This window comes from Nonomuraea sp. NPDC049129, assembly GCF_040648495.1.
Lineage (GTDB): Bacteria > Actinomycetota > Actinomycetes > Streptosporangiales > Streptosporangiaceae > Nonomuraea.
In genome coordinates, this window is the sequence record NZ_JBEZDU010000002.1 from 735,893 (window position 1) to 753,469 (window position 17,577).

Sequence of the window (17,577 nt, forward strand, 5' to 3'; positions counted from 1 at the left end):
GGCCGCGACGCCAGGTCGCGGCCCTTGAGAACCTCAGTGCCCCGCTTGCTCCACACTGGACTTGCGCGGCAGCAGGTACGCCAGCAGGAAGGTCAGCACCAGCAGCCCGATCTCGACCCAGATGGTGACCTGCATCGCCGAGCCGAAGCTCCACTGGCTCTTGAGCAGGTTGAAGAAGAGCGTGCCGAGCAGGGCGCTGCCGAGCGCGCCGCCGAGCTGCTGGGTCGCGGTCAGCGTGCCCGACGCCGAGCCGGACTCGTGCGGCTCGACGCCCGAGAGCACGATGTCGAAGAACGGCGCCATGGTCAGGCCCATCCCGATGCCCACGAAGGCCAGGCCGGGGGACAGCTGCCAGGGGCTGACGTCGGTGCCGACCAGGTGGATGGTCAGGCCCAGCACGCCCGCGCCCACCGCCATCACCGCGGTGCCGATCTGCAGCAGGCCGCGGCCGAGCTTCTCCTGCAGGCCCGACATGGCCAGGCCGAAGCCGATCACGCCGCCGATGGCCTGCGGCAGACCGGTGAGGCCGGCCTTGAGCGGGCTGTAGCCGAGCCCGACCTGGGTGTAGAGGGTGAAAACGAGGCTGAGGCCGATCATGCCGGAGAAGAAGGCCAGCCCGGCCACCAGCCCGCCGGAGAAGGCACGCTTGCGGAACAGGCTCGGCGTGACCAGCGGGTCCTTTCCGGAAGCGGCGCGGCGGCTCTCGTACCGGCCGAAGACGGCGAACACCACGATCGAGGCGGCCATCGACACGAACGTCCAGGCGGGCCAGTCCAGCTCGCGGCCCTGGATGAGCGGGAAGATCAGCAGGAACGCGGCGGCCGAGACCAGCAGCATGCCGACCAGGTCGAGCCGGGTGGCGTTGGAGAGCCTGAACTCCGGCAGGAACCGCATCCCGGCCAGCGCGGCGGCCAGCCCGAGTGGCAGGTTGATCAGGAAGATCATGCGCCAGCCGGTGCCGAACAGGTCGGCGTCGATCAGCCAGCCGGCCAGGATCGGGCCGCCCACGGACGAGATCGTCATGACCGGGCCGAACATGCCGAACGCCTTGCCCATCTCCCGCGGCGGGAACATCTCCTTGATCAGGCCGAGCCCCTGCGGCAGCATCACGGCTCCGAACAAGCCCTGCACAACGCGGCCGGCGATCAGCATCTCCGGGTTCGCGGCGATCCCGCACAGCAATGAGGCGGCGGTGAAGCCCAGGGCGCCGATCACGAACATGCGCTTGCGGCCGTAGAGGTCGCCGAGCCGGCCACCGGTGATCAGGCCGACGGCCATGGCCAGCGTGTAACCGGCCACCAGCCACTGCACCAGGCTCGACGAGCCGCCCAGATCCTTCTGGATGGTCGGTGCGGCGATGGAGGTGACCAGCGCGTCCAGTAGGTCCATGACCTCGGCGGCCAGGATGACGAACAGCGCGACCCAGCGCCAGCGGTAGGGCTGGACCTCCGAGTCCGCCTGGGGGGCGGTGACGGTCATGAGGACTCCTTGGTAGAACACCGTTTCTTACTACGAACACCGTTCGCTACGAACACCGTTTTAGTGGCGAACAGCGTTCGTGTCAAGTACAGTGTTCGTCATGGGAAGCAGCGAGAACGTCCCGACCCCGCCGTGGCGCAAGGCGCGTAAGCCGGTTCAGCTCAGGCGGCAGCTGAGCCAGGACCTGATCGTCGAGACGGGATTGCGGATCCTTGACGCCGAGGGCCTCGACGGGCTGAGCATGCGCCGCGTCGCGCAGGAGCTCGACACCGGGCCCGCCTCGCTCTACGCGCACGTCGCCAACAAGGAGGAGCTCCTGGAGCTCATCTATGACCGGGTGCTCGGCGAGATCCACCTGGCCGACCCCGATCCGGCCCGCTGGAAGGAGCAGTTGCGCGAGTACGCGATCGAGTGCCACCGGGTGCTGGGCAGCCATGCCGACGTGGCCAGGGCCGCGCTGGCCAGCATCCCCGTGGGCCCGAACGCGCTGCGGATCGCCGAATACGTCTTCGGCCTGCTCATCGACGCGGGCATGGCACCGCGTGACGCCTCGCTCGCCGTTGACCGGATCTCCCTCTACATCACCGGCGACGCCTTCGAGGGCTCGCTGCACTTCGGCAGGATGCGGGCCACGGGTCTCGGCCTGGAGGAATACTTCAAGTCGTTCGTCGGCCACATCGAGAGCCACTACCGCGCCCTGCCTGCCGAGCGGTTCCCGCACATCGCCGAGCACGTCGACGATCTGATCGCCGACGACGGGCGGGCGCGCTTCGAGTACGGCCTCGATCTGATGATCGACGGTCTCGAGGCCCGGATGCCTTAGGCTGACGGGCCCCGGATGCCTTAGGCCGACCGGCCCCGGATTCCCTAAGTCCAAGGGCCTAGGGCTGGCGCCCGATGTGCTGAGCAGGGGGTTCGGCATAGTTTGCCGGACATGACCGCAACTCTTGAAGCACCTCCCGTCAGTGTGGTGTCGGCGAAGTACCGGGCGCTCAGCGTGGGGCTGGTGGCGCTCGTCATGTTGGTGGCGTTCGAGGCGATGGCGGTGGCGACGGCGATGCCCGTCGTGGCGCGCGAGCTCGGCGGCATGCACCTGTACAACCTGGCCTTCAGCGCCACCCTCGCGGCCAGCGTGATCGCCACCGTGCTCGGCGGCAGGTGGAGCGATGTGAAGGGCCCGCTGCCGGCGGTCGGCGCCGGTGTGGCGGGCTTCGTGGCAGGACTGCTGGTGGCCGGGTTCGCGCCGAACATGGAGGTGTTCGTCGCCGGACGGTTCATCCAGGGGCTCGGCGCGGGCCTGATCCAGGTGGCCCTCTATGTGCTGGTGGCGAGGGTCTATCCGGGTGAGATGCATCCCAGGGTGTTCGCCTTGTTCTCGGCCGCATGGGTGGTGCCGTCCATGGTCGGCCCGGCCATCGCCGGATTCGTGGTGGAGAACGCCGACTGGCGGTGGATCTTCCTCGGCGTCTCCCTGATCGTCGTGCCCAGCGCGCTGCTTCTGTGGCGCGGCACGGCCGGCGCGGGCCTGCGCGGCGGCGAGGCCGAGCCCGCCCCCGGCCTCGGGCGCAAGCTGGTCTGGGCCACGCTGACCGCCGTCGCCGCCGCGCTGATCCAGTACGGCAGCGCGCTCCAGCTCCGCGGCCTGCCCCTGCTCGCGGCCGGGATCGTCCTGCTGGCCGTGTCCCTGCCCAGACTGCTGCCCCGCGGCTCGCTCAGGGCCGCCCGCGGGCTGCCGAGCGCGCCCGTGCTCCGCGGCCTGGCCTACGGCTCGCTGATGGCGGCCGAGGTTCTCATCCCGCTCATGCTGATCAGCGAGCGTGGCCTGACACCCACCGGCGCCGGCATCGTCCTGACCGTCGGCGCGCTCGGCTGGTCCACCGGATCCTGGATCAAGGGCCGCGGCGGCATCAGCCACCTCACCGCGCTGCGCGGTGGCGCCATCATGATCGCCACCGGCATCGCCCTGATGTCGCTCATGCTGATCGACTCCGTGCCGATCGCCCTCGCGTACGTGGCCATGGCCATCTCCGGCCTCGGCATCGGCGCGCTGCACCCCACGGTGTCCGTACTGGTGCTGGAGATGTCCGCGCCCGGAGAGGCGGGCCAGAACACCGCGGCCCTTGGCGTCGGCGAGTCCGTGTTCACCGTCGTCGCCGTCGCGGTCACCGGGGCCCTGTTCACCGCCACCGGCGAGACCTATCTGGTGGGCCTCGCCTTCACCTTCACCCTCGCCGTGCTGGCCGCCGTCATCGCCCCGCGTTTTGCCCAGCACACGAAGGCAGGCACACTGGAAGGAGTCGTTTCGTAGCTTCGTCGCAGAGGGGGGTACATGCCGCGAGTGCGGGAGCTAGAGGTCTTCCGGCTGGTCCTGCCGTACGGCAGGCGGTCGGAGAGCCTGCTCGTCAAGCTCACCGACTACGCCGGCATGACCGGCTGGGGTGAGGCGCTGGATCCCCAGCCCAAGACCTGGGCCCGGCTGGAGGAGTCGCTGGCCGCCCAGCTCATCGGCGTCGACTGGGAGCACCCCGACGCCGTACTGAGCGGCGACCCGGCCGTCGACATGGCCTGCTGGGACCTGTGGACCAGGATGCGCGGCGTGCCGCTCGCCGAGGCGATCGGCGGCACCCGCACCTCCCTGGTGGCCACCGTCCGGCTCGAACCGGACCCGTCACTCGAGAGCCTGGTCTCACGGGTCAACCAGCAGGTCTGCGCGGGCTACGGCCACGTGACGCTGGACGTGCGTCCCGGCTGGGACGTCGAGCCGGTGCGCGCCGTACGCCTGGCCTATCCGGCTCTGACGCTGGCCGTCGACGGCGGCTGCGCCTACTCCGAGGGCGGCCAGCTCGCGGCGCTGGACTCGTACGGCATCGAGGTCATCGAACGGCCCTTCCCCGTCGGCGACGTCTACGCCCACGCCTCGCTGCAGGACGAGGTGGCGGCGTCGGTGGCGGTCGAGGTGCGCTCGTCGGCGGAGCTCGACGACTACCTGACCCTGCGGGCCGCGCGGGTGCTGATCCTGCGGCCCACCGCCTTCCCGTCGCTCAGCGAAGCCCGCCGCGCGCACGACCGGGCCGCCGCGGCCGGCTGGGACATCCAGTGCGCGGGCGGCCAGGGCGCCGGACTGGCCCGGGCGGCCACGGTGGCGCTGGCCAGCCTGCCGGGGTGCACGCTACCGTGCGACGTGACGCAGCCGCCGCGCAACAACCAGATCGTGACGCCGATCGTGGGGGCGAACGGCGGGGTGGTGGCGGTGCCCCTGACGCAGGCGGGGCTGGGGCACGTCATCGACGAGGCCCGGGTACGCCGGATGGCCAAGGACTCGTTTCTCGCGTGACGGCTATGTGATCTAACCCCCCTACCTTTATCCCGAAATTTCGCGATAAAGGGGCTTGACGTGGGGGATGTACCGGCGTTAACCAGGTGGCGGACACTTGTTGCCATTCTGCGGTCATCGGCGCCGCGAGCAAGCTGCTCGGGCGGGAGGCCACCGCGCGGGACGTCGTCCAACTGGCCGTCGACGGCCGGGCGGGGGAGCTCTCCTGGTGGCACGCCGACCTCCCGTGCCCTCACCCCAGCCCGGCCGTCTGCGTGCTGATCCCGTTCTTCGACATCGAGTTGCGGCGTTTGGGGTATGTTGCCCGGTTCTCCAGCAACGCAGCTTTGTCGGGCCGATGGGCGATACGGTCGACTTGGTGGCACTGGCCGACAGGGCGGGGCGCGGCCTGCCGTACGGACTCGAACTTGGAGGACCTTTGGCGGAGCGGGATCGGGACGAGGACTCCCGGCGGCTGGCGGCGGAGTCACTGGCGGCCGGTGATCCGACGGGGTGGTTCGAGCGCCTGTACGCGGAGTCGGCGACGGGTGAGGCGATCGTCCCGTGGGACTCACAGACACCCCACCCACTGCTCGTCGAGTGGCACTCTTCGGCGTCGGGGACCGGCCCCGGAGTGGGTCGGCGAGCGCTGGTGGTCGGGTGCGGGCTGGGGGACGACGCCGAGTACGTGGTGAGGTTCGGCTACGACACGGTTGCCTTCGACGTCAGCGAGTCGGCCGTACGCCTGGCCCAGGAGCGCTTTCCGGACTCCACGGTGGACTATCGCGCAGCCGACCTGCTCGACCCGCCCACCGAGTGGCGCCATGCGTTCGACCTCGTGGTGGAGATCATGACCGTCCAAGCTCTGCCGGAGCACCTCCACGCGCAGGCCATCGACTCGGTCTCCGGCTTCGTCGGGCCGGGCGGCACGCTCCTGGTGATCGCCTCGGCCCGTGAGGAGGGCGGCCCGGTGTTCGCGCCGCCGTGGCCTCTCACGCCGTCCGAGATCGCGTCCTTCGCATCGGAGGGCCTGGTCGCGGACCACATCGAAGACCTCCGCAGCCCGGAACGCCACCGCTGCCGCGCCACCTTCCACCGCCCCGCTGTCAGCGAGTAAGACCGCGGCAGCGTCAGCGAGGAAGACCGTGGCATTCCTCCCCTTTAGGGGTGGCCTCTATCATTCGTTGGCGTGTCCCCATATCTCGCCAGTGAACTCCGTGAGAGCGCGCGGAGCCGGAACGGCACTCGACCGAAGGGGCCCGGCCTGCCGCACGTCGCGGACGTGACCGGCCCCTCGGACCTGCCGCTGCGCCACTACCGGCCCGCCGCCGAGCCGCGTCCCCTGTTGGTGTTCGTGCACGGTGGCGGATGGGTCTTCGGTGACCTGGAGACGCACGACAGGACCTGTCGCCGCATCGCCAAGGAGTGCGATGTCGAGGTGCTGGCGGTGGACTACCGGCTGGCTCCGGAGCATCCGTTCCCAGCCGCCATCGACGACGTCGTTGACGTGCTCCGCTGGGCCGGGCCGGTGGCCGTGGCGGGTGACAGCGCGGGGGGATATCTCGCCGCCATGGCCTGCCTGCGGTTGCGGCACGAGGGCGGTCCGCTGCCCGACGTACAAATCTTGATATGTCCGAACACCGATCTCACGCTCTCCCAGCCGAGCGTCGCCGAGAAGGGCACAGGCTATGGGCTCGACGCCGACATACTGGGCTGGTTCGTCGCCCAGTGGGTGCCTGACCCGGCTGGGCGCCAGTCGGCGAGTCCCCTGCACCAGCTGGACTTGTCCGGTCTGCCGACCGCCCTGGTGGTGACCGCCGAACACGACGCGTTGTGCGACGAGGGCGACGCCTACGCCCGCCGCCTGGCCGAAGCCGGAGTCGACGTCACGCACCGGTGTGAACCCGGCCTCGTCCACGGATTCATCCAAGGCATGGACCTGACCAGCCCGGAGGCGGCGGCCGCGCACGAACGGCTCTTCGCCGACGTCCGGGGACTGATCCCGCGATAGGCCGACGTCCGGCCGAAAAACAGAAGCGATTCTGGAAATCGCCCCTGCGGCTCGGTCCCACGATCAGGCCGGTTCGTGGTCCGCGAGTCGGCGGTCCGCCGCGATCTGGCCGGTGGAAAGGTCCAGCAGGCGGCACGCCGTGAGGATCTGGAAGCGCACCTCGACGGGCGTCAGGATGTCGGCCATCCAGTGCTGGATCGCGGCGTCGGCCGTGCCGATCACCACCCAGATGACCTGGCGCTGGTGGTCGGTCATGGGGCCGACCGCCCGCTGGACGATCTCCATGTGCAGGCGCGTCAAGCGGTCGCGTTCGGCGCTGAAGGTAGGGTCTGTCAGCGAGCTGAGCCGCCTGACCACGGCCCCCAGCTTCGGTACGCGCTGGTCGACGCAGGCCAATGCTCCGGTGTTCATGCCGGGGGTGATGGCTCACGTGGGAGTGCCCGTCAGGGTGCGAGGGTTCCCTGACCTTTCAGGTTTATCGGTAGCTTCACTTTTACTCATACTGGTTGTTTCTGCTGCTCGATGTACTGCTTGAGTACGGTGAAGGGCGCTCCGCCGACCGATCCGGCGAAATAGGAACCAGATCAGAAATGCCCGCCCCGGAGGTGTTTGCGACGTGTGCGCTGTATTCCTTACGACGCATCGGGGCCGAGATCCCCTTCAGCGAATTGACGAGTTTGGACAGGGCGACCTTAGGCGGGCGGTGGACCAGCAGGTGGACGTGGTCGTGCTCGCCGTTGAACTCGCGCAGTTCGACCTCGAAGTCGGCGCAGACCTAGCGCATGAGTTCCTCACGGCGGATCAGCATCTCGCCAGTGAACACCCCACGCCGGTACTTTGTCATAAACACTAAATTTGTCACGAAAGCCAAATAGGCATACGGGGTGTAGACGACATATCGTCTCCTTCTCGCCTCGGGATTGGATTCCATCGCGGTGGCATAAACGAAACGATATGATCAGTGCGTGGAGCAGGTGAAACGGAGGCGTGCGCATGTGGCGCGCTTGGCGTTGGACAAGCGGCAAGCAGCCGTCTTGGACGGTCAAGCCCACACTGCGCGTGCCGTGTGGAACCTGCTGCATGAGTTCACGACCTTCCGTCAGGGCCGCCTTGCGTCCTTGAAGGAGTGCGACGCGGCGATTCGGCAGGCCCGCCACGAGATCGAGTGGATGGGGCAGTTGCCCGCTCAGGCCGCGCAGGCCGTGCTGAAGACCTACCGGCAGGCGTGGGCGAACTTCTTCAACCCCGCCCACCCGGCCGAACGCCCGACGTTCAAGGGCCGGTTCGGATGCCGAATGGCCGTGGACGTCCCCCAGGCCCGCGACTTGCAGATCGCCAGGATCAACCGCAGGTGGGGTGCGGTGAACCTGCCCAAACTCGGGCGGGTGAAGTTCCGGTGGACCAAAGACCTGCCCGGCCTCACCAAGGGCGGACCAGCAGGGAGGATCACCGGGGCTCGACTGGTGAAAGACGCCCACGGGTGGACCATCGCCTTCCGTACCGAACTGCTCGTCTCCGCTCCCGTGCCGCACGCCGGGCCGAAGGCCGGCATGGACCGGGGCATCGCGGTCCCGCTGGCCTTGTCCACCGGGGAGCATCTTCGGCACGGCCCGTGGCTGTCTGGCGGGCAGCGTGAGCGGTTGTTGCGGTTGGAGCGCAAAAGCGCCCGTCAGCGTGCCAGCCGCGGCAAAGGCGACCCGGTGTCCAACCGGGAACGCCGCACCTACGACCAGATCGCCCGGCTCCGCGCGACAGCCAAGCGCCGAGTGGTCGACTGGCAGCATCAGAGCACGACCGACCTCGCGCGGCGGCTCAGCGCGATCGTGGTCGAAGATTTGAGAGTCACCAGCATGATGGCCTCGGCGTCCGGGACGGTGCAGGAGCCGGGGCGGGGCGTCGCTCAGAAGCGGGGCCTGAACCGGTCGATCGCGGGTCAGGCGTGGGGTCGGACGGTGGAGTTGCTGACCTACAAGGCCGCCGACCGTGGCGGTCTGGTCGCCACGGTCGACCCGCGCGGCACCAGCCAGGAGTGTCACCGCTGCCACACCACCACGAAAGGGTCACGCGAGAGGCAGTCGCGGTTCGTGTGCAAGAACCTGGCGTGCGGATGGATTGGCAACGCTGATACCAACGCCGCCCGAAACCAGCTTCATCGGTACAACTCCGCCGCCGGATGGGCGGTCACAGGACGTGGAGACTCCGCGATAGCGGGGCCGGTGAAGCGTCAAGCATCCTGTCCCACAGTCTCGCCCGCACCCGCGCTGCGAGCTGCTGCGTAAGCAGCACAGGAACCCTCCACTATTTATGTGGAGGAGCACGTCAAACCCGGCATGTCTTCCGGCCCGGCCTGATCGACATGCCGGCCCGCTCCGCGAACCTGTGGCCGCGCGATCCGGAGCCGCTCGTACGGGGCTCCTGGGACGCCGACATCATCGACGAGCTCGCACCCGTAGAGGGCGACCATGTAATCGACAAGAACCGCTACGACGCCTTCCTGTACACCGATCTCGAGGTACTACTCCGCGGCCTGGGGATCAAGCGGCTGCTCGTCGCCGGCATCCTGACCAACGTCTGTGTGGAGACCACGGTGCGCTCCGCCGACCAGCGCGGCTTCGACCCGTACGTGGCCAGCGACTGCACGACCGCCTACGGAGAGGCGCGCGACCCGGCGCTGGCCGCGATGTCCGTGGTGTTCGCCACGGTCGGCAAATGGCGCGAACTGTTCGACCTGGTGGGCGAGGAGTAGACGGCCCACTGCGCGGACGGGCCGGCCGACTTCAAGCCGTCCGCGGGCCGTGTCAGCAGCGGCGGGTCCAGTGCTTGCGGGCCCAGACGTTGCGGCACTTTCTTGATGGCGTTCCGAGATAACCGTCCTCGGTCCTGGTACAGACGCCGTTCACCGTTTCTGTGCACTCATTGGTGGCGACGCATTCATTGTTGACGGTCGTGGTGCAGTACTCTTCCTCGTCATCGGGCTCGGGCTCGGGGGCGTCCGGATCCTCGTAACCGATCGCTGCCTTGGCGGCGTCGCCGCCTTTGCTGCGCGCGCTGTACGCCTCCGCGTACGGCTCACGGAAAGAGCCGTTGTCGGCTTTCTTGCCCATCGCCGGTACGGTGCCGTCGATGCGAATGTAATACCAGCCGTATCCCTTCTCGCCGTCGTCGCACCTGATGTTCGCGAACCGGATCCGAGTAGCCTTTCGCACGCAGACCTTCACGCGGTCGTCGACGTCGGCGATCATCGCGTCCGAGCCGCTGCCGCCCTTGGCGGGAGCTCGGTACGAGTCGCCTCGTGGCTGTTTGAACGAGCCGTGCTCGGCTTTGGAGCCGGTGGCGGTCACCCGCGCGTCCAGCGAGAAGAAGTACCAGGCGGCGCCGGGCCGCGCGTCGTCACACGGTCGATAGTTGATCCGCAGGCGCGTCTTCTTGTTGACGCAGATTTCGACGAAGCCCGCGTCGTCATCGCTTTCTTCTGACGTCGAATTCTCCGGGACCGGTTGTTCGGCGACCGGATTAGCGGTTTCGGGCTCGGCCGGTGGCGAAGTGGTGGTGCATCCGGCGATCAGGAGCACGGAGGTGAAGAGGAAAACGAGTCGTAACGGGATGGGCGACAAAGGACCTCGCATGGTGCGACGACAGGGACCCCGATTTATCAGAGGTACGTTAGCGTAAAAGCGCCCGCCACCGTGGTGACGGGCGCTTCGGGTGTGTCGCATCGCGAGCGAGAATGGCCGCCTAAACCAGCGCCGCTTCCAAGAGGAGCGCACCGGCGCCCAGGAGGGCGGCGTCCCGGCCGGCCCTGGCCGGGGCGATCTCCAGGTCGCGGGTCGCCAACGGCAGGCAACGCTCGTACACCGCCGCCCTGATGGAAGTGATCAGCGGTTCGGCCGCCGACAGACTGCCGCCCACCGCGATCACGTCCGGATTGAAGAAGTTGACCAGCACGGTGAGCACCTCGCCGATCCGCCGCCCCGCGCCCCGGACCAGGCTGGTGGCCTCGGGGATCGCGTCGTCCACCAGGCTCACGATGTCCGCGGGACGGGCCACGGTGATCCCGGCGTCCGCGAGGGCCGACATGAGGGCGGCCCCGCTGGCGTACGCCTCCAGGCAATCGGGGTGGCCGCAGGCGCACAGGACGGACGAGTCGGAACGTACCCGTACGTGGCTGATGTCGCCGGCCGCGCCCCGGCCCCGGTGCAGGTGGCCGTTGACGATCACACCGCAGCCGATGCCGGTCCCGGCCTTGAGGACCATGAGGTTGTCGCAGCCGGGCCAGTGCCGGGCCTCGCCGGCGGCCATCAGGTTGGCGTCGTTCTCGACGAGGATCGGCAGGTCGTAGCGCAGGCCCAGGTGCTCGGCGACGGGGAAGCCGTTCCAGCCGGGCATCCGGGACGGCGTGACCACCCGGCTGGTGGCCGGGTCCACCGGGCCGGGGATGCCGGTCCCGACCCCGCGCAGCGGCACGTCATTCGGCACATGTACGGCCAGCAGCTCGTCGAAGGCGTCCGACAGGAGGTCCAGCGTGGCCTCCGGACCCCGGGCGATCTCGCAGGGCCGCTCCTCGATCACCAGCGGGGCGCCGCTGAGGTCGAGCAGCCCGAGCCGGGCATGGTGCGCGCCGAGGTCGGCGACCGCCAGCACCCCCGCTGACGGCGACAGGCGCAGCCGCCTGGGTCGCCGCCCGCCCCGCGAGGTGCCCGAGCCCTCCTCGCCGAGCAGCCCCAGCGAGATCAGCTCCTCGACCCGCAGCGACACGCTGGAGGCGGCCAGCCCGGATAAGCGGGCGAGGTCGGCCCGCGACTCGGCCCGGCCGGTGGCCACGAGACGCAGCAGGTCTCCCTGTGCCCCGCTCACGGGCAGCCGCTGGTTCATGCTGAGAGGAATATCATGTCCGGACTTCCTGCGACAACGTATTGACTTCGTACGAAATCTCCCACTACGTTCCGCTTCATCTTCGATTTCGAAGGAAGTGGATGGTCATGAAGAGACTTGTCGCTGCCGTCGCCGTTTCCCTGTTAGGCCTGGCGGCCTGCGGCGAGACGAGCAGCCCCGCCGTGCCCGGAGGAGAGACCAAGAAGGACGACGTCCTCGCGCAGGCGCCGGTCGCGGCCGCCGCGGACATCCTGCCCGGCTCCACCATGGAGAAGATCAAGCAGCGCGGCGAGCTGATCGTCGGCGGCTCGCTGGACGCGCCGTTGCTCTCCCAGCAGAACCCGGCCACCGGCCAGGTCGAGGGCTTCGACGCCGATCTGGGCAAGGCGCTGGCCAAGTACATCATCGGCCAGCCCAAGGTGAAGATCGTCAACTCGGCCTCGGAGACCCGCGAGGCGCTGCTCGCCAACGGCACCGTGGACGTCGTGTTCCAGACGTACACGATCACGCCGGAACGGGCGAAGCAGGTGGCGTTCGCCGGGCCGTACTACACCTCCGGCCTGACCATCGCGGTGAAGAAGGGCGCGACGGGCATCGCCAAGCCCGAGGACCTGAACGGCAAGAAGGTCCTCGCCGGCGCCAACACGCCCGCCATCCCCGCGATCAAGAAGTTCGCGCCGCAGGCGGAGATCATCACGTTCGGTAGCGACCCGGAGTGCCTCCAGGCGCTCAAGCAGGACCGGGGCGTCGCCTACGTCCAGGACGAGACGCTGCTGATCGCCGACGCCAAGAAGGACCCGTCGATCCAGATCGTCACCAAGCCCTTCACCGTCGACCCCTACGGTATCGGGCTCAAGCACGGTGACGACCAGTTCAAGACGTTCACCAACGCCTGGCTGAAGAAGATGCAGGACGCCGGGGCCTGGCAGAAGATCTGGAAGAACTCCATCGGCACGGTCGTCGTGGGCGACGCTCCGCAGCCGCCCCAGATCGGCTCCGTGCCGGGGTCCTGATGTCCGTCCTCCTCGACCACCTGCCCGAGCTGTGGCAGGGGCTGCTCGTGACGTTCCAGCTGACCGCCGCGTCGTTCCTCGGCGCGGCGGTGCTGGGCGTGCTGGTGACCGCCCTGCGGGTGAGCCCGGTACGGGTGCTGCGCGCCCTCGGCACCGCGTACGTGGAGACCTTCCAGAACCTGCCGCTGCTGGTGCTGCTCGTCCTGGCGTTCTTCGGGCTGCCGGAGATCGGCATCAAGGCCGACCTGCGGGTGACGGCCATCGCGGTGATCGCCGTGTACGAGGCCGCCTACATCGGCGAGGCGCTGCGGTCCGGGGTGAACTCGGTGGCCAAGGGGCAGGGCGAGGCGGCCCGCGCGATCGGGCTGACGTTCGCCCAGTCGCTGCGGCACGTCATCCTGCCGCAGGCACTGCGTACGGTGGTGCAGCCGATCGGCAACATCTTCATCGCGCTCACCATGAACACGGCGCTCGCGGCGGCCGTCGGCGTCGTCGACCTGACCGCGGCGGCCAACCGGGTGAACCTCCTCGAGGCCCAGCCCATCCCGATCTTCGTCGGCGCGGGCGCGGCGTACGCGCTGATCGCCGCCTGCGCGGGCTTCGTCACCGGCCGGCTCGAACGACGACTGGCGATCCTGCGATGAGCACTGGCGATTTCAAAAGAGCGCTGGGCGATTTCAAAAGAGCGCTGGGAGTAAGGCCATGAGCACTGCTCTGTTCGACGAGCCGGGCCCCCGGGCGCGGCGGCGCATCCGGATCGCGACCGTCGTCGGCGTACTCGCCGCCCTCGCGCTGCTCGCGCTGGCCGTCCGGCAGTTCGCCGCCAACGGGCAGCTGGACGCCGCGCGCTGGCAGCCGTACGCCACCTGGCCCATGTGGCGCTATCTCCTGACCGGGCTGTGGTCCACCGCGCTGGCCGCGGTGGTCTCGGCCGCGCTGGCGATGGCGCTCGGGCTGGTGCTGGCCCTGGGCCGGCTGTCGCGCCACCGCCTCCTGCGCGTCCCCGCCGCCGTCTACGTCGAGGTGGTCAGGACCATCCCGGCGCTGCTGCTGGTGTACGTGGTGCTGTTCGCGCTGCCGAAGTACGGGCTGGACCTGCCGCTGTTCTGGAAGCTCGTGGTGCCGCTGGCGGTGTCGAACGCGGCGGCGTTCGCCGAGATCTTCCGCGCCGGGATCCGCTCCATCGAGCGCGGCCAGGGCGAGGCGGGCCTGGCGGTCGGCCTCACCCACGGTCAGACCATGCGCCTGATCGTGCTGCCGCAGGCCGCCCGCCGGGTGCTGCCGTCGATCGTCAGCCAGTCGGTCGGGCTGCTCAAGGACACCGCGCTCGGGTTCGTCGTCAGCTACGCGGAGCTGCTCTACAGCGGCAAGGTCCTGGCCGCCTACAACGGCTATCTCATCCAGACCTACCTCGTCGTCGCGCTGGTCTACCTGGTGGTCAACGCGTCGCTGTCCAAACTGGCCCGTACGCTGGAGGCTCGCCGGCGCGCTACCCCCGCCATCCCCAGAACCAGAAGGAGATTCGCTCGTGCCTGAACTCGCCCTCCTCGCCGAGGTCGTGCGCTCCGGATTCGTCGAGAGCGTCCACTACGGCAGCGCCGTCGGCCTCGACCCGTCGGGCCGGGCCGCGGTCGAGCTCGGCCGGGTGGAGGCTCCGGTGCTGCCCCGCTCGTCGGCCAAGCCGTTCCAGGCGCTGGCCTGCCTGGTCGCGGGCGCCGCCCTGAGCGGGCCGAGCCTGGCGATCGCCGCGGGCAGCCACACGGGCGAGGACTTCCACGTACGGCTGGTCGGCGAGCTGCTGGCCGACTACGGGCTGGACTTCGGTGCGCTCGGCTGCCCGGCGACCTGGCCCGAGGACCAGGTCACCATGCACGCGCTGATCAGGCAGGACCAGGGCGTCTCCCGCGAGCGGATGAACTGCTCGGGCAAGCACGCCGCGATGCTGGCCGCCGCCGTGGCCAACGGCTGGTACGTGGACTCCTACCTGGCCGCCGAGCACCCGGTGCAGCTCCGGGTGCGCTCGGTCACCGAGGACCTGGCGGGGGAGAAGGCCGCCCACGTGGCCGTGGACGGCTGCGGGGCGCCGCTGTTCGGGCTCTCGCTGACCGGCCTGGCGCGGGCCGTACAGGGGCTCGTGCTGGCCGCGCCCGGCAGCGCGCCGCGCCAGGTGGCCGACGCGATGCGCGAGCACCCCGAGTACGTCGGCGGGACCGGCCACCAGAACACCGAGCTCATGCGCGCCCTGCCTGGCGCCCTGGTCAAGGGCGGCGCGGAAGGCGTGCTGGTCGTGGCGATGGAGTCCGGGCACTCGGTCGCGGTGAAGGTCATCGACGGCAGCCCGCGCGCCACCACGGTCATCGCCCTGTCCGTGCTCCGCGAGATGGGTTGTGAGGTGTCGTCGGCCGCCGCGTTCGAGAGCGTGGCCGTGCTCGGCGGCGGCGCGCCGGTCGGCCGGATCGTCACAGCGAGCCGCAGCCCTCGGTAAGGGTCTTGGTGGGGTCGCTCTCTTTTTGCTTCTTGGACGAGGGCGATTTGGTGGACTTCGGCGCCGAAGAAGACTCCGGTGAAGCCGTGGCCGCGGTGGGCCGGTCGCCCGCCGAATCGCGGATGGCCTTCTCGGTGATGGAGCGGATCTTCGCCCAGTCCGGGGAGACGGTGCTGATCAGCGGCGGCACGAACTGGATGCTCGTCACCTTGGCGTTCTTGACCTGCAGCGCCAGCGGCACCAGGTGCTTGAGCATCGGCCGGGGGATGTCGGTCCTGATCAGCTCCTTGGTGGCCCTGGCGATCCCGTTGAACCTGGTCAGCACCGTCGCCGGGTCGGCCTGGTCGAGCAAGGCGCCGATCACGCACCGCTGACGGCGCATCCGGGTGAAGTCATCGCTGAAGGTACGCGAGCGGGCGTACCACATCGCGTCGGCGCCCTTCAGCTTGCGCGTGCCCGCCTTGACCAGGCCCTCGTTGTAGCGGCCGAACACCACGTCCTGCTCGACCGTGAGCGTGACCCCGCCGATCGCGTCAATCAACCGGGCGAACCCCCACATGTTGACCAGGGCGTACCAATCGACCTTGAGCCCGAGGGTGTAGCCGATCGTGTCCATCAGCACCTTGGGGCCCTGGTGCTGCTTGCCGCCGAAGATCTCGGGGTGCGCGTCGGCGTACTCCCAGACGCTGTTGAGCAGGTCGCTGCGGCCGCCGCCCGGGTCGGGCGGCAGGCGGAACCCGTTGGGGAAGTGCTCGGCCATTGGCGTGCCCGGACGGAACCGCACGTTCTCCAGGTTGCGCGGCAGGCTGACCAGCACGGTGTTGCCGGTCTTCACGTCGACGGTGGCCACGTTCATGCTGTCGGTGCGTACGCCGATCCGGTTGTCGTCGGCGTCGCCGCCGATGAGCAGGATGTTCACCCTCGTACGGCCCGCCCACGGGTCCTCGGGGCGGGTCGTCGTCTCTTCGGCCTGGGGCTCGGGGGTGCCCTCGTTCACGAAGATGTCGTTGAGCGCGTTCCGGGACGTCCAGACATAGCTCGTGACCATCCCGAACGGCAGCACGACCAGCACCGCGAGCAGCCCCGCGAACGTGCCCACCACGACCTGCCCGGCCTGCGGCAGACTGCCGGGCCGCAGCACGATGAACGAGTGGACGATCAGCGCGAACCACGCCACCCCGAGCACGACGGCGCCCGCGGTGATGCCCGTCAGCCAGCTGTCCTGGGTCAGATCGCCCAGCAGGTTGTCGGTGCTCAGCCTGACGGCGAGAAGTGCGAGCAGCACCACCGCGTAACAGCCGAGCAGTATCAGACCCGTCTTACGCCATCCGGCCCGCAGATGCGCAGCTCCCGGCGCGAGCGCGGCCAGCACCAGCCAGCCGAGAACCGCCACGGCGCTCACCGGTTTCCTTGCCTGCTTCACGCCATCCCCGTTTCCCCGCGAACTTCACCGTAGGCCGAATCGAGGCGGCAGCCTACGGACAGAATGCGAAATATGTCTTTAGGGGAGAGTGAACATTAGTAACCGAATAAGATTCGGCCTATGTCCTTCTCCCAGATCGACTACGGCGTGACCAGCCGGGTCGCCACGATCACATTGAAGCGCCCCGAGAGGCTAAACGCCTTCACCTTTGCCATGCGCGGAGAGTTGATAGAGGCGTTCGACCTCGCGGACGCCGATGACGACGTACGCGCCATCGTGGTCACCGGCGCGGGCCGGGCCTTTTGTGCCGGGGCGGATCTGGGCGGTGGCGGCGACACCTTCAGCCACCGCGAGCCTGGCGAACTCGTGGATGGCGTACCGCGCGACGGCGGCGGCACGGTCGCGCTGCGCATCGCCCGGTCGCTCAAGCCGGTCATCGGCGCCATCAACGGCCCGGCCGTCGGCGTGGGCGTCACGATGACGCTGCCGATGGACGTCCGGCTGGCCGCCGACACCGCGAAGTTCGGCTTCGTCTTCGCCCGCCGGGGGATCGTCACCGAGGCGGCGTCGAGCTGGTTCCTGCCCCGGCTCGTCGGCATCGCGCAGGCCATGGAGTGGGTGGCCACCGGGCGCGTCTTCCCCGCCTCCGAGGCGCTGGAGGGCCGTCTGGTGTCCCGCGTACTGCCCGCCGAGGAGCTTTTGCCCGCCGCCTACGCGCTGGCCCGGGAGATCGCCGACAACACCTCCGCCGTGTCGGTCGCCGCGATCCGCAGGCTGATGTGGTCAGGGCTGTCGGCCTCGTCGCCCTGGGAGGCGCACGCGGCCGACTCCCGGCTGATGGCCGAGCTCGGGTCCGCGCCGGACACCGTGGAGGGGGTGACGGCGTTCCTGGAGAAGCGGCCGGCCGAGTTCCCGATGAAGATCAGTGAGGACCTGCCGGGCGGTGTGCCGTCATGGCCGGTAAATCCTTATCGTGTCTAG

At 69.2% G+C, this 17,577-nt stretch carries 17 protein-coding genes and 1 pseudogene; 12 read left to right on the plus strand and 6 right to left on the minus strand.

Going from position 1 to position 17,577, the window contains the following annotated elements; genetic code table 11:
• Positions 1-33 precede the first annotated feature (33 nt).
• Positions 34-1,479, minus strand: a complete 1,446-nt coding sequence (locus AB0B64_RS08380; protein WP_357960300.1) for an MFS transporter — start codon at positions 1,477-1,479, stop codon at positions 34-36.
• Between the two features lie 100 nt (positions 1,480-1,579).
• Here AB0B64_RS08380 and AB0B64_RS08385 point away from each other — a divergent pair, with 100 nt between their 5' ends.
• The 5 genes from AB0B64_RS08385 (at position 1,580) to AB0B64_RS08405 (ending at position 6,803) form a co-directional block, all read left to right on the plus strand.
• On the plus strand, positions 1,580-2,302 hold the full coding sequence (locus AB0B64_RS08385) for a TetR/AcrR family transcriptional regulator (RefSeq protein WP_357960297.1): 723 nt from the start codon (positions 1,580-1,582) through the stop codon (positions 2,300-2,302).
• Between the two features lie 111 nt (positions 2,303-2,413).
• Complete coding sequence (locus AB0B64_RS08390; protein ID WP_358175693.1) at positions 2,414-3,787, plus strand: MFS transporter; 1,374 nt, start codon at positions 2,414-2,416, stop codon at positions 3,785-3,787.
• Positions 3,788-3,808: 21 nt separating this feature from the next.
• The gene (locus AB0B64_RS08395; RefSeq protein WP_357960291.1) at positions 3,809-4,813 is read left to right on the plus strand and encodes an enolase C-terminal domain-like protein; all 1,005 of its coding nucleotides are present in this window, start codon (positions 3,809-3,811) and stop codon (positions 4,811-4,813) included.
• Positions 4,814-5,171: 358 nt separating this feature from the next.
• A complete protein-coding gene (locus AB0B64_RS08400) occupies positions 5,172-5,909 on the plus strand; it encodes a class I SAM-dependent methyltransferase (RefSeq protein ID WP_358175695.1) in 738 nt (245 codons plus the stop codon).
• A 72-nt stretch (positions 5,910-5,981) separates the two neighbouring features.
• Positions 5,982-6,803 carry an alpha/beta hydrolase gene (locus tag AB0B64_RS08405; RefSeq protein ID WP_358175698.1) on the plus strand — a complete coding sequence of 274 codons (822 nt, stop codon included), beginning with the start codon at positions 5,982-5,984 and terminating at the stop codon, positions 6,801-6,803.
• Between the two features lie 63 nt (positions 6,804-6,866).
• Here the strand turns inward: AB0B64_RS08405 and AB0B64_RS08410 are convergent, their stop codons facing one another.
• Together AB0B64_RS08410 and tnpA are read right to left on the minus strand one after the other, a co-directional pair.
• Complete coding sequence (locus AB0B64_RS08410) at positions 6,867-7,214, minus strand: hypothetical protein (RefSeq protein WP_357960282.1); 348 nt, start codon at positions 7,212-7,214, stop codon at positions 6,867-6,869.
• Between the two features lie 86 nt (positions 7,215-7,300).
• Positions 7,301-7,734, minus strand: a pseudogene (gene tnpA, locus AB0B64_RS08415) (IS200/IS605 family transposase).
• A gap of 64 nt (positions 7,735-7,798) precedes the next feature.
• Between tnpA and AB0B64_RS08420 the strand changes: the two are divergent.
• The gene (locus AB0B64_RS08420) at positions 7,799-9,082 is read left to right on the plus strand and encodes a transposase (protein WP_358175988.1); all 1,284 of its coding nucleotides are present in this window, start codon (positions 7,799-7,801) and stop codon (positions 9,080-9,082) included.
• The gene (locus AB0B64_RS08425) at positions 8,977-9,549 is read left to right on the plus strand and encodes a cysteine hydrolase (RefSeq protein WP_358175701.1); all 573 of its coding nucleotides are present in this window, start codon (positions 8,977-8,979) and stop codon (positions 9,547-9,549) included. The genes AB0B64_RS08420 and AB0B64_RS08425 overlap by 106 nt, the downstream gene beginning before the upstream one ends.
• 52 nt (positions 9,550-9,601) lie before the next feature.
• Here the strand turns inward: AB0B64_RS08425 and AB0B64_RS08430 are convergent, their stop codons facing one another.
• Positions 9,602-10,375, minus strand: a complete 774-nt coding sequence (locus tag AB0B64_RS08430) for a hypothetical protein (protein ID WP_357960274.1) — start codon at positions 10,373-10,375, stop codon at positions 9,602-9,604.
• A gap of 163 nt (positions 10,376-10,538) precedes the next feature.
• Positions 10,539-11,675: an ROK family protein gene (locus AB0B64_RS08435; protein ID WP_358175704.1), complete on the minus strand. Its 1,137-nt coding sequence runs from the start codon at positions 11,673-11,675 to the stop codon at positions 10,539-10,541.
• A 107-nt stretch (positions 11,676-11,782) separates the two neighbouring features.
• Between AB0B64_RS08435 and AB0B64_RS08440 the strand changes: the two genes are divergently transcribed.
• Genes AB0B64_RS08440 through AB0B64_RS08455 form a run of 4 tightly spaced genes read left to right on the plus strand, consistent with a single transcriptional unit; the run spans position 11,783 to position 15,173 of the window.
• Positions 11,783-12,688 carry a glutamate ABC transporter substrate-binding protein gene (locus AB0B64_RS08440; RefSeq protein WP_357960267.1) on the plus strand — a complete coding sequence of 302 codons (906 nt, stop codon included), beginning with the start codon at positions 11,783-11,785 and terminating at the stop codon, positions 12,686-12,688.
• Complete coding sequence (locus AB0B64_RS08445; protein WP_357960264.1) at positions 12,688-13,332, plus strand: amino acid ABC transporter permease; 645 nt, start codon at positions 12,688-12,690, stop codon at positions 13,330-13,332. Before AB0B64_RS08440 ends, AB0B64_RS08445 begins: the two co-directional genes overlap by 1 nt.
• A 58-nt stretch (positions 13,333-13,390) precedes the next feature.
• Positions 13,391-14,224, plus strand: a complete 834-nt coding sequence (locus AB0B64_RS08450) for an amino acid ABC transporter permease (protein WP_358175706.1) — start codon at positions 13,391-13,393, stop codon at positions 14,222-14,224.
• The gene (locus AB0B64_RS08455) at positions 14,217-15,173 is read left to right on the plus strand and encodes an asparaginase (protein WP_358175709.1); all 957 of its coding nucleotides are present in this window, start codon (positions 14,217-14,219) and stop codon (positions 15,171-15,173) included. The genes AB0B64_RS08450 and AB0B64_RS08455 overlap by 8 nt, the downstream gene beginning before the upstream one ends.
• Here AB0B64_RS08455 and AB0B64_RS08460 read toward each other — a convergent pair.
• Positions 15,148-16,575, minus strand: a complete 1,428-nt coding sequence (locus tag AB0B64_RS08460) for an LCP family protein (RefSeq protein ID WP_358175712.1) — start codon at positions 16,573-16,575, stop codon at positions 15,148-15,150. The two genes, AB0B64_RS08455 and AB0B64_RS08460, sit on opposite strands and share 26 nt — an antisense overlap.
• Before the next feature lie 141 nt (positions 16,576-16,716).
• Here AB0B64_RS08460 and AB0B64_RS08465 point away from each other — a divergent pair, with 141 nt between their 5' ends.
• Positions 16,717-17,577 (plus strand): enoyl-CoA hydratase-related protein, encoded by an 861-nt coding sequence (locus tag AB0B64_RS08465; RefSeq protein ID WP_357960254.1) that lies wholly within the window; start codon positions 16,717-16,719, stop codon positions 17,575-17,577.

Excerpts from the sequence above, each read along its gene's own strand:
- AB0B64_RS08435 (WP_358175704.1), bottom strand. The coding sequence starts at position 11,675 with ATGAACCAGCGGCTGCCCGTGAGCGGGGCACAGGGAGACCTGCTGCGT.
- AB0B64_RS08410 (WP_357960282.1), bottom strand. The coding sequence starts at position 7,214 with ATGAACACCGGAGCATTGGCCTGCGTCGACCAGCGCGTACCGAAGCTG.
- AB0B64_RS08450 (WP_358175706.1), top strand. The coding sequence starts at position 13,391 with ATGAGCACTGCTCTGTTCGACGAGCCGGGCCCCCGGGCGCGGCGGCGC.
- AB0B64_RS08465 (WP_357960254.1), top strand. The coding sequence starts at position 16,717 with ATGTCCTTCTCCCAGATCGACTACGGCGTGACCAGCCGGGTCGCCACG.
- AB0B64_RS08425 (WP_358175701.1), top strand. The coding sequence starts at position 8,977 with ATGGGCGGTCACAGGACGTGGAGACTCCGCGATAGCGGGGCCGGTGAA.
- AB0B64_RS08390 (WP_358175693.1), top strand. The coding sequence starts at position 2,414 with ATGACCGCAACTCTTGAAGCACCTCCCGTCAGTGTGGTGTCGGCGAAG.
- AB0B64_RS08385 (WP_357960297.1), top strand. The coding sequence starts at position 1,580 with ATGGGAAGCAGCGAGAACGTCCCGACCCCGCCGTGGCGCAAGGCGCGT.
- AB0B64_RS08445 (WP_357960264.1), top strand. The coding sequence starts at position 12,688 with ATGTCCGTCCTCCTCGACCACCTGCCCGAGCTGTGGCAGGGGCTGCTC.
- AB0B64_RS08380 (WP_357960300.1), bottom strand. The coding sequence starts at position 1,479 with ATGACCGTCACCGCCCCCCAGGCGGACTCGGAGGTCCAGCCCTACCGC.
- AB0B64_RS08395 (WP_357960291.1), top strand. The coding sequence starts at position 3,809 with ATGCCGCGAGTGCGGGAGCTAGAGGTCTTCCGGCTGGTCCTGCCGTAC.
- AB0B64_RS08440 (WP_357960267.1), top strand. The coding sequence starts at position 11,783 with ATGAAGAGACTTGTCGCTGCCGTCGCCGTTTCCCTGTTAGGCCTGGCG.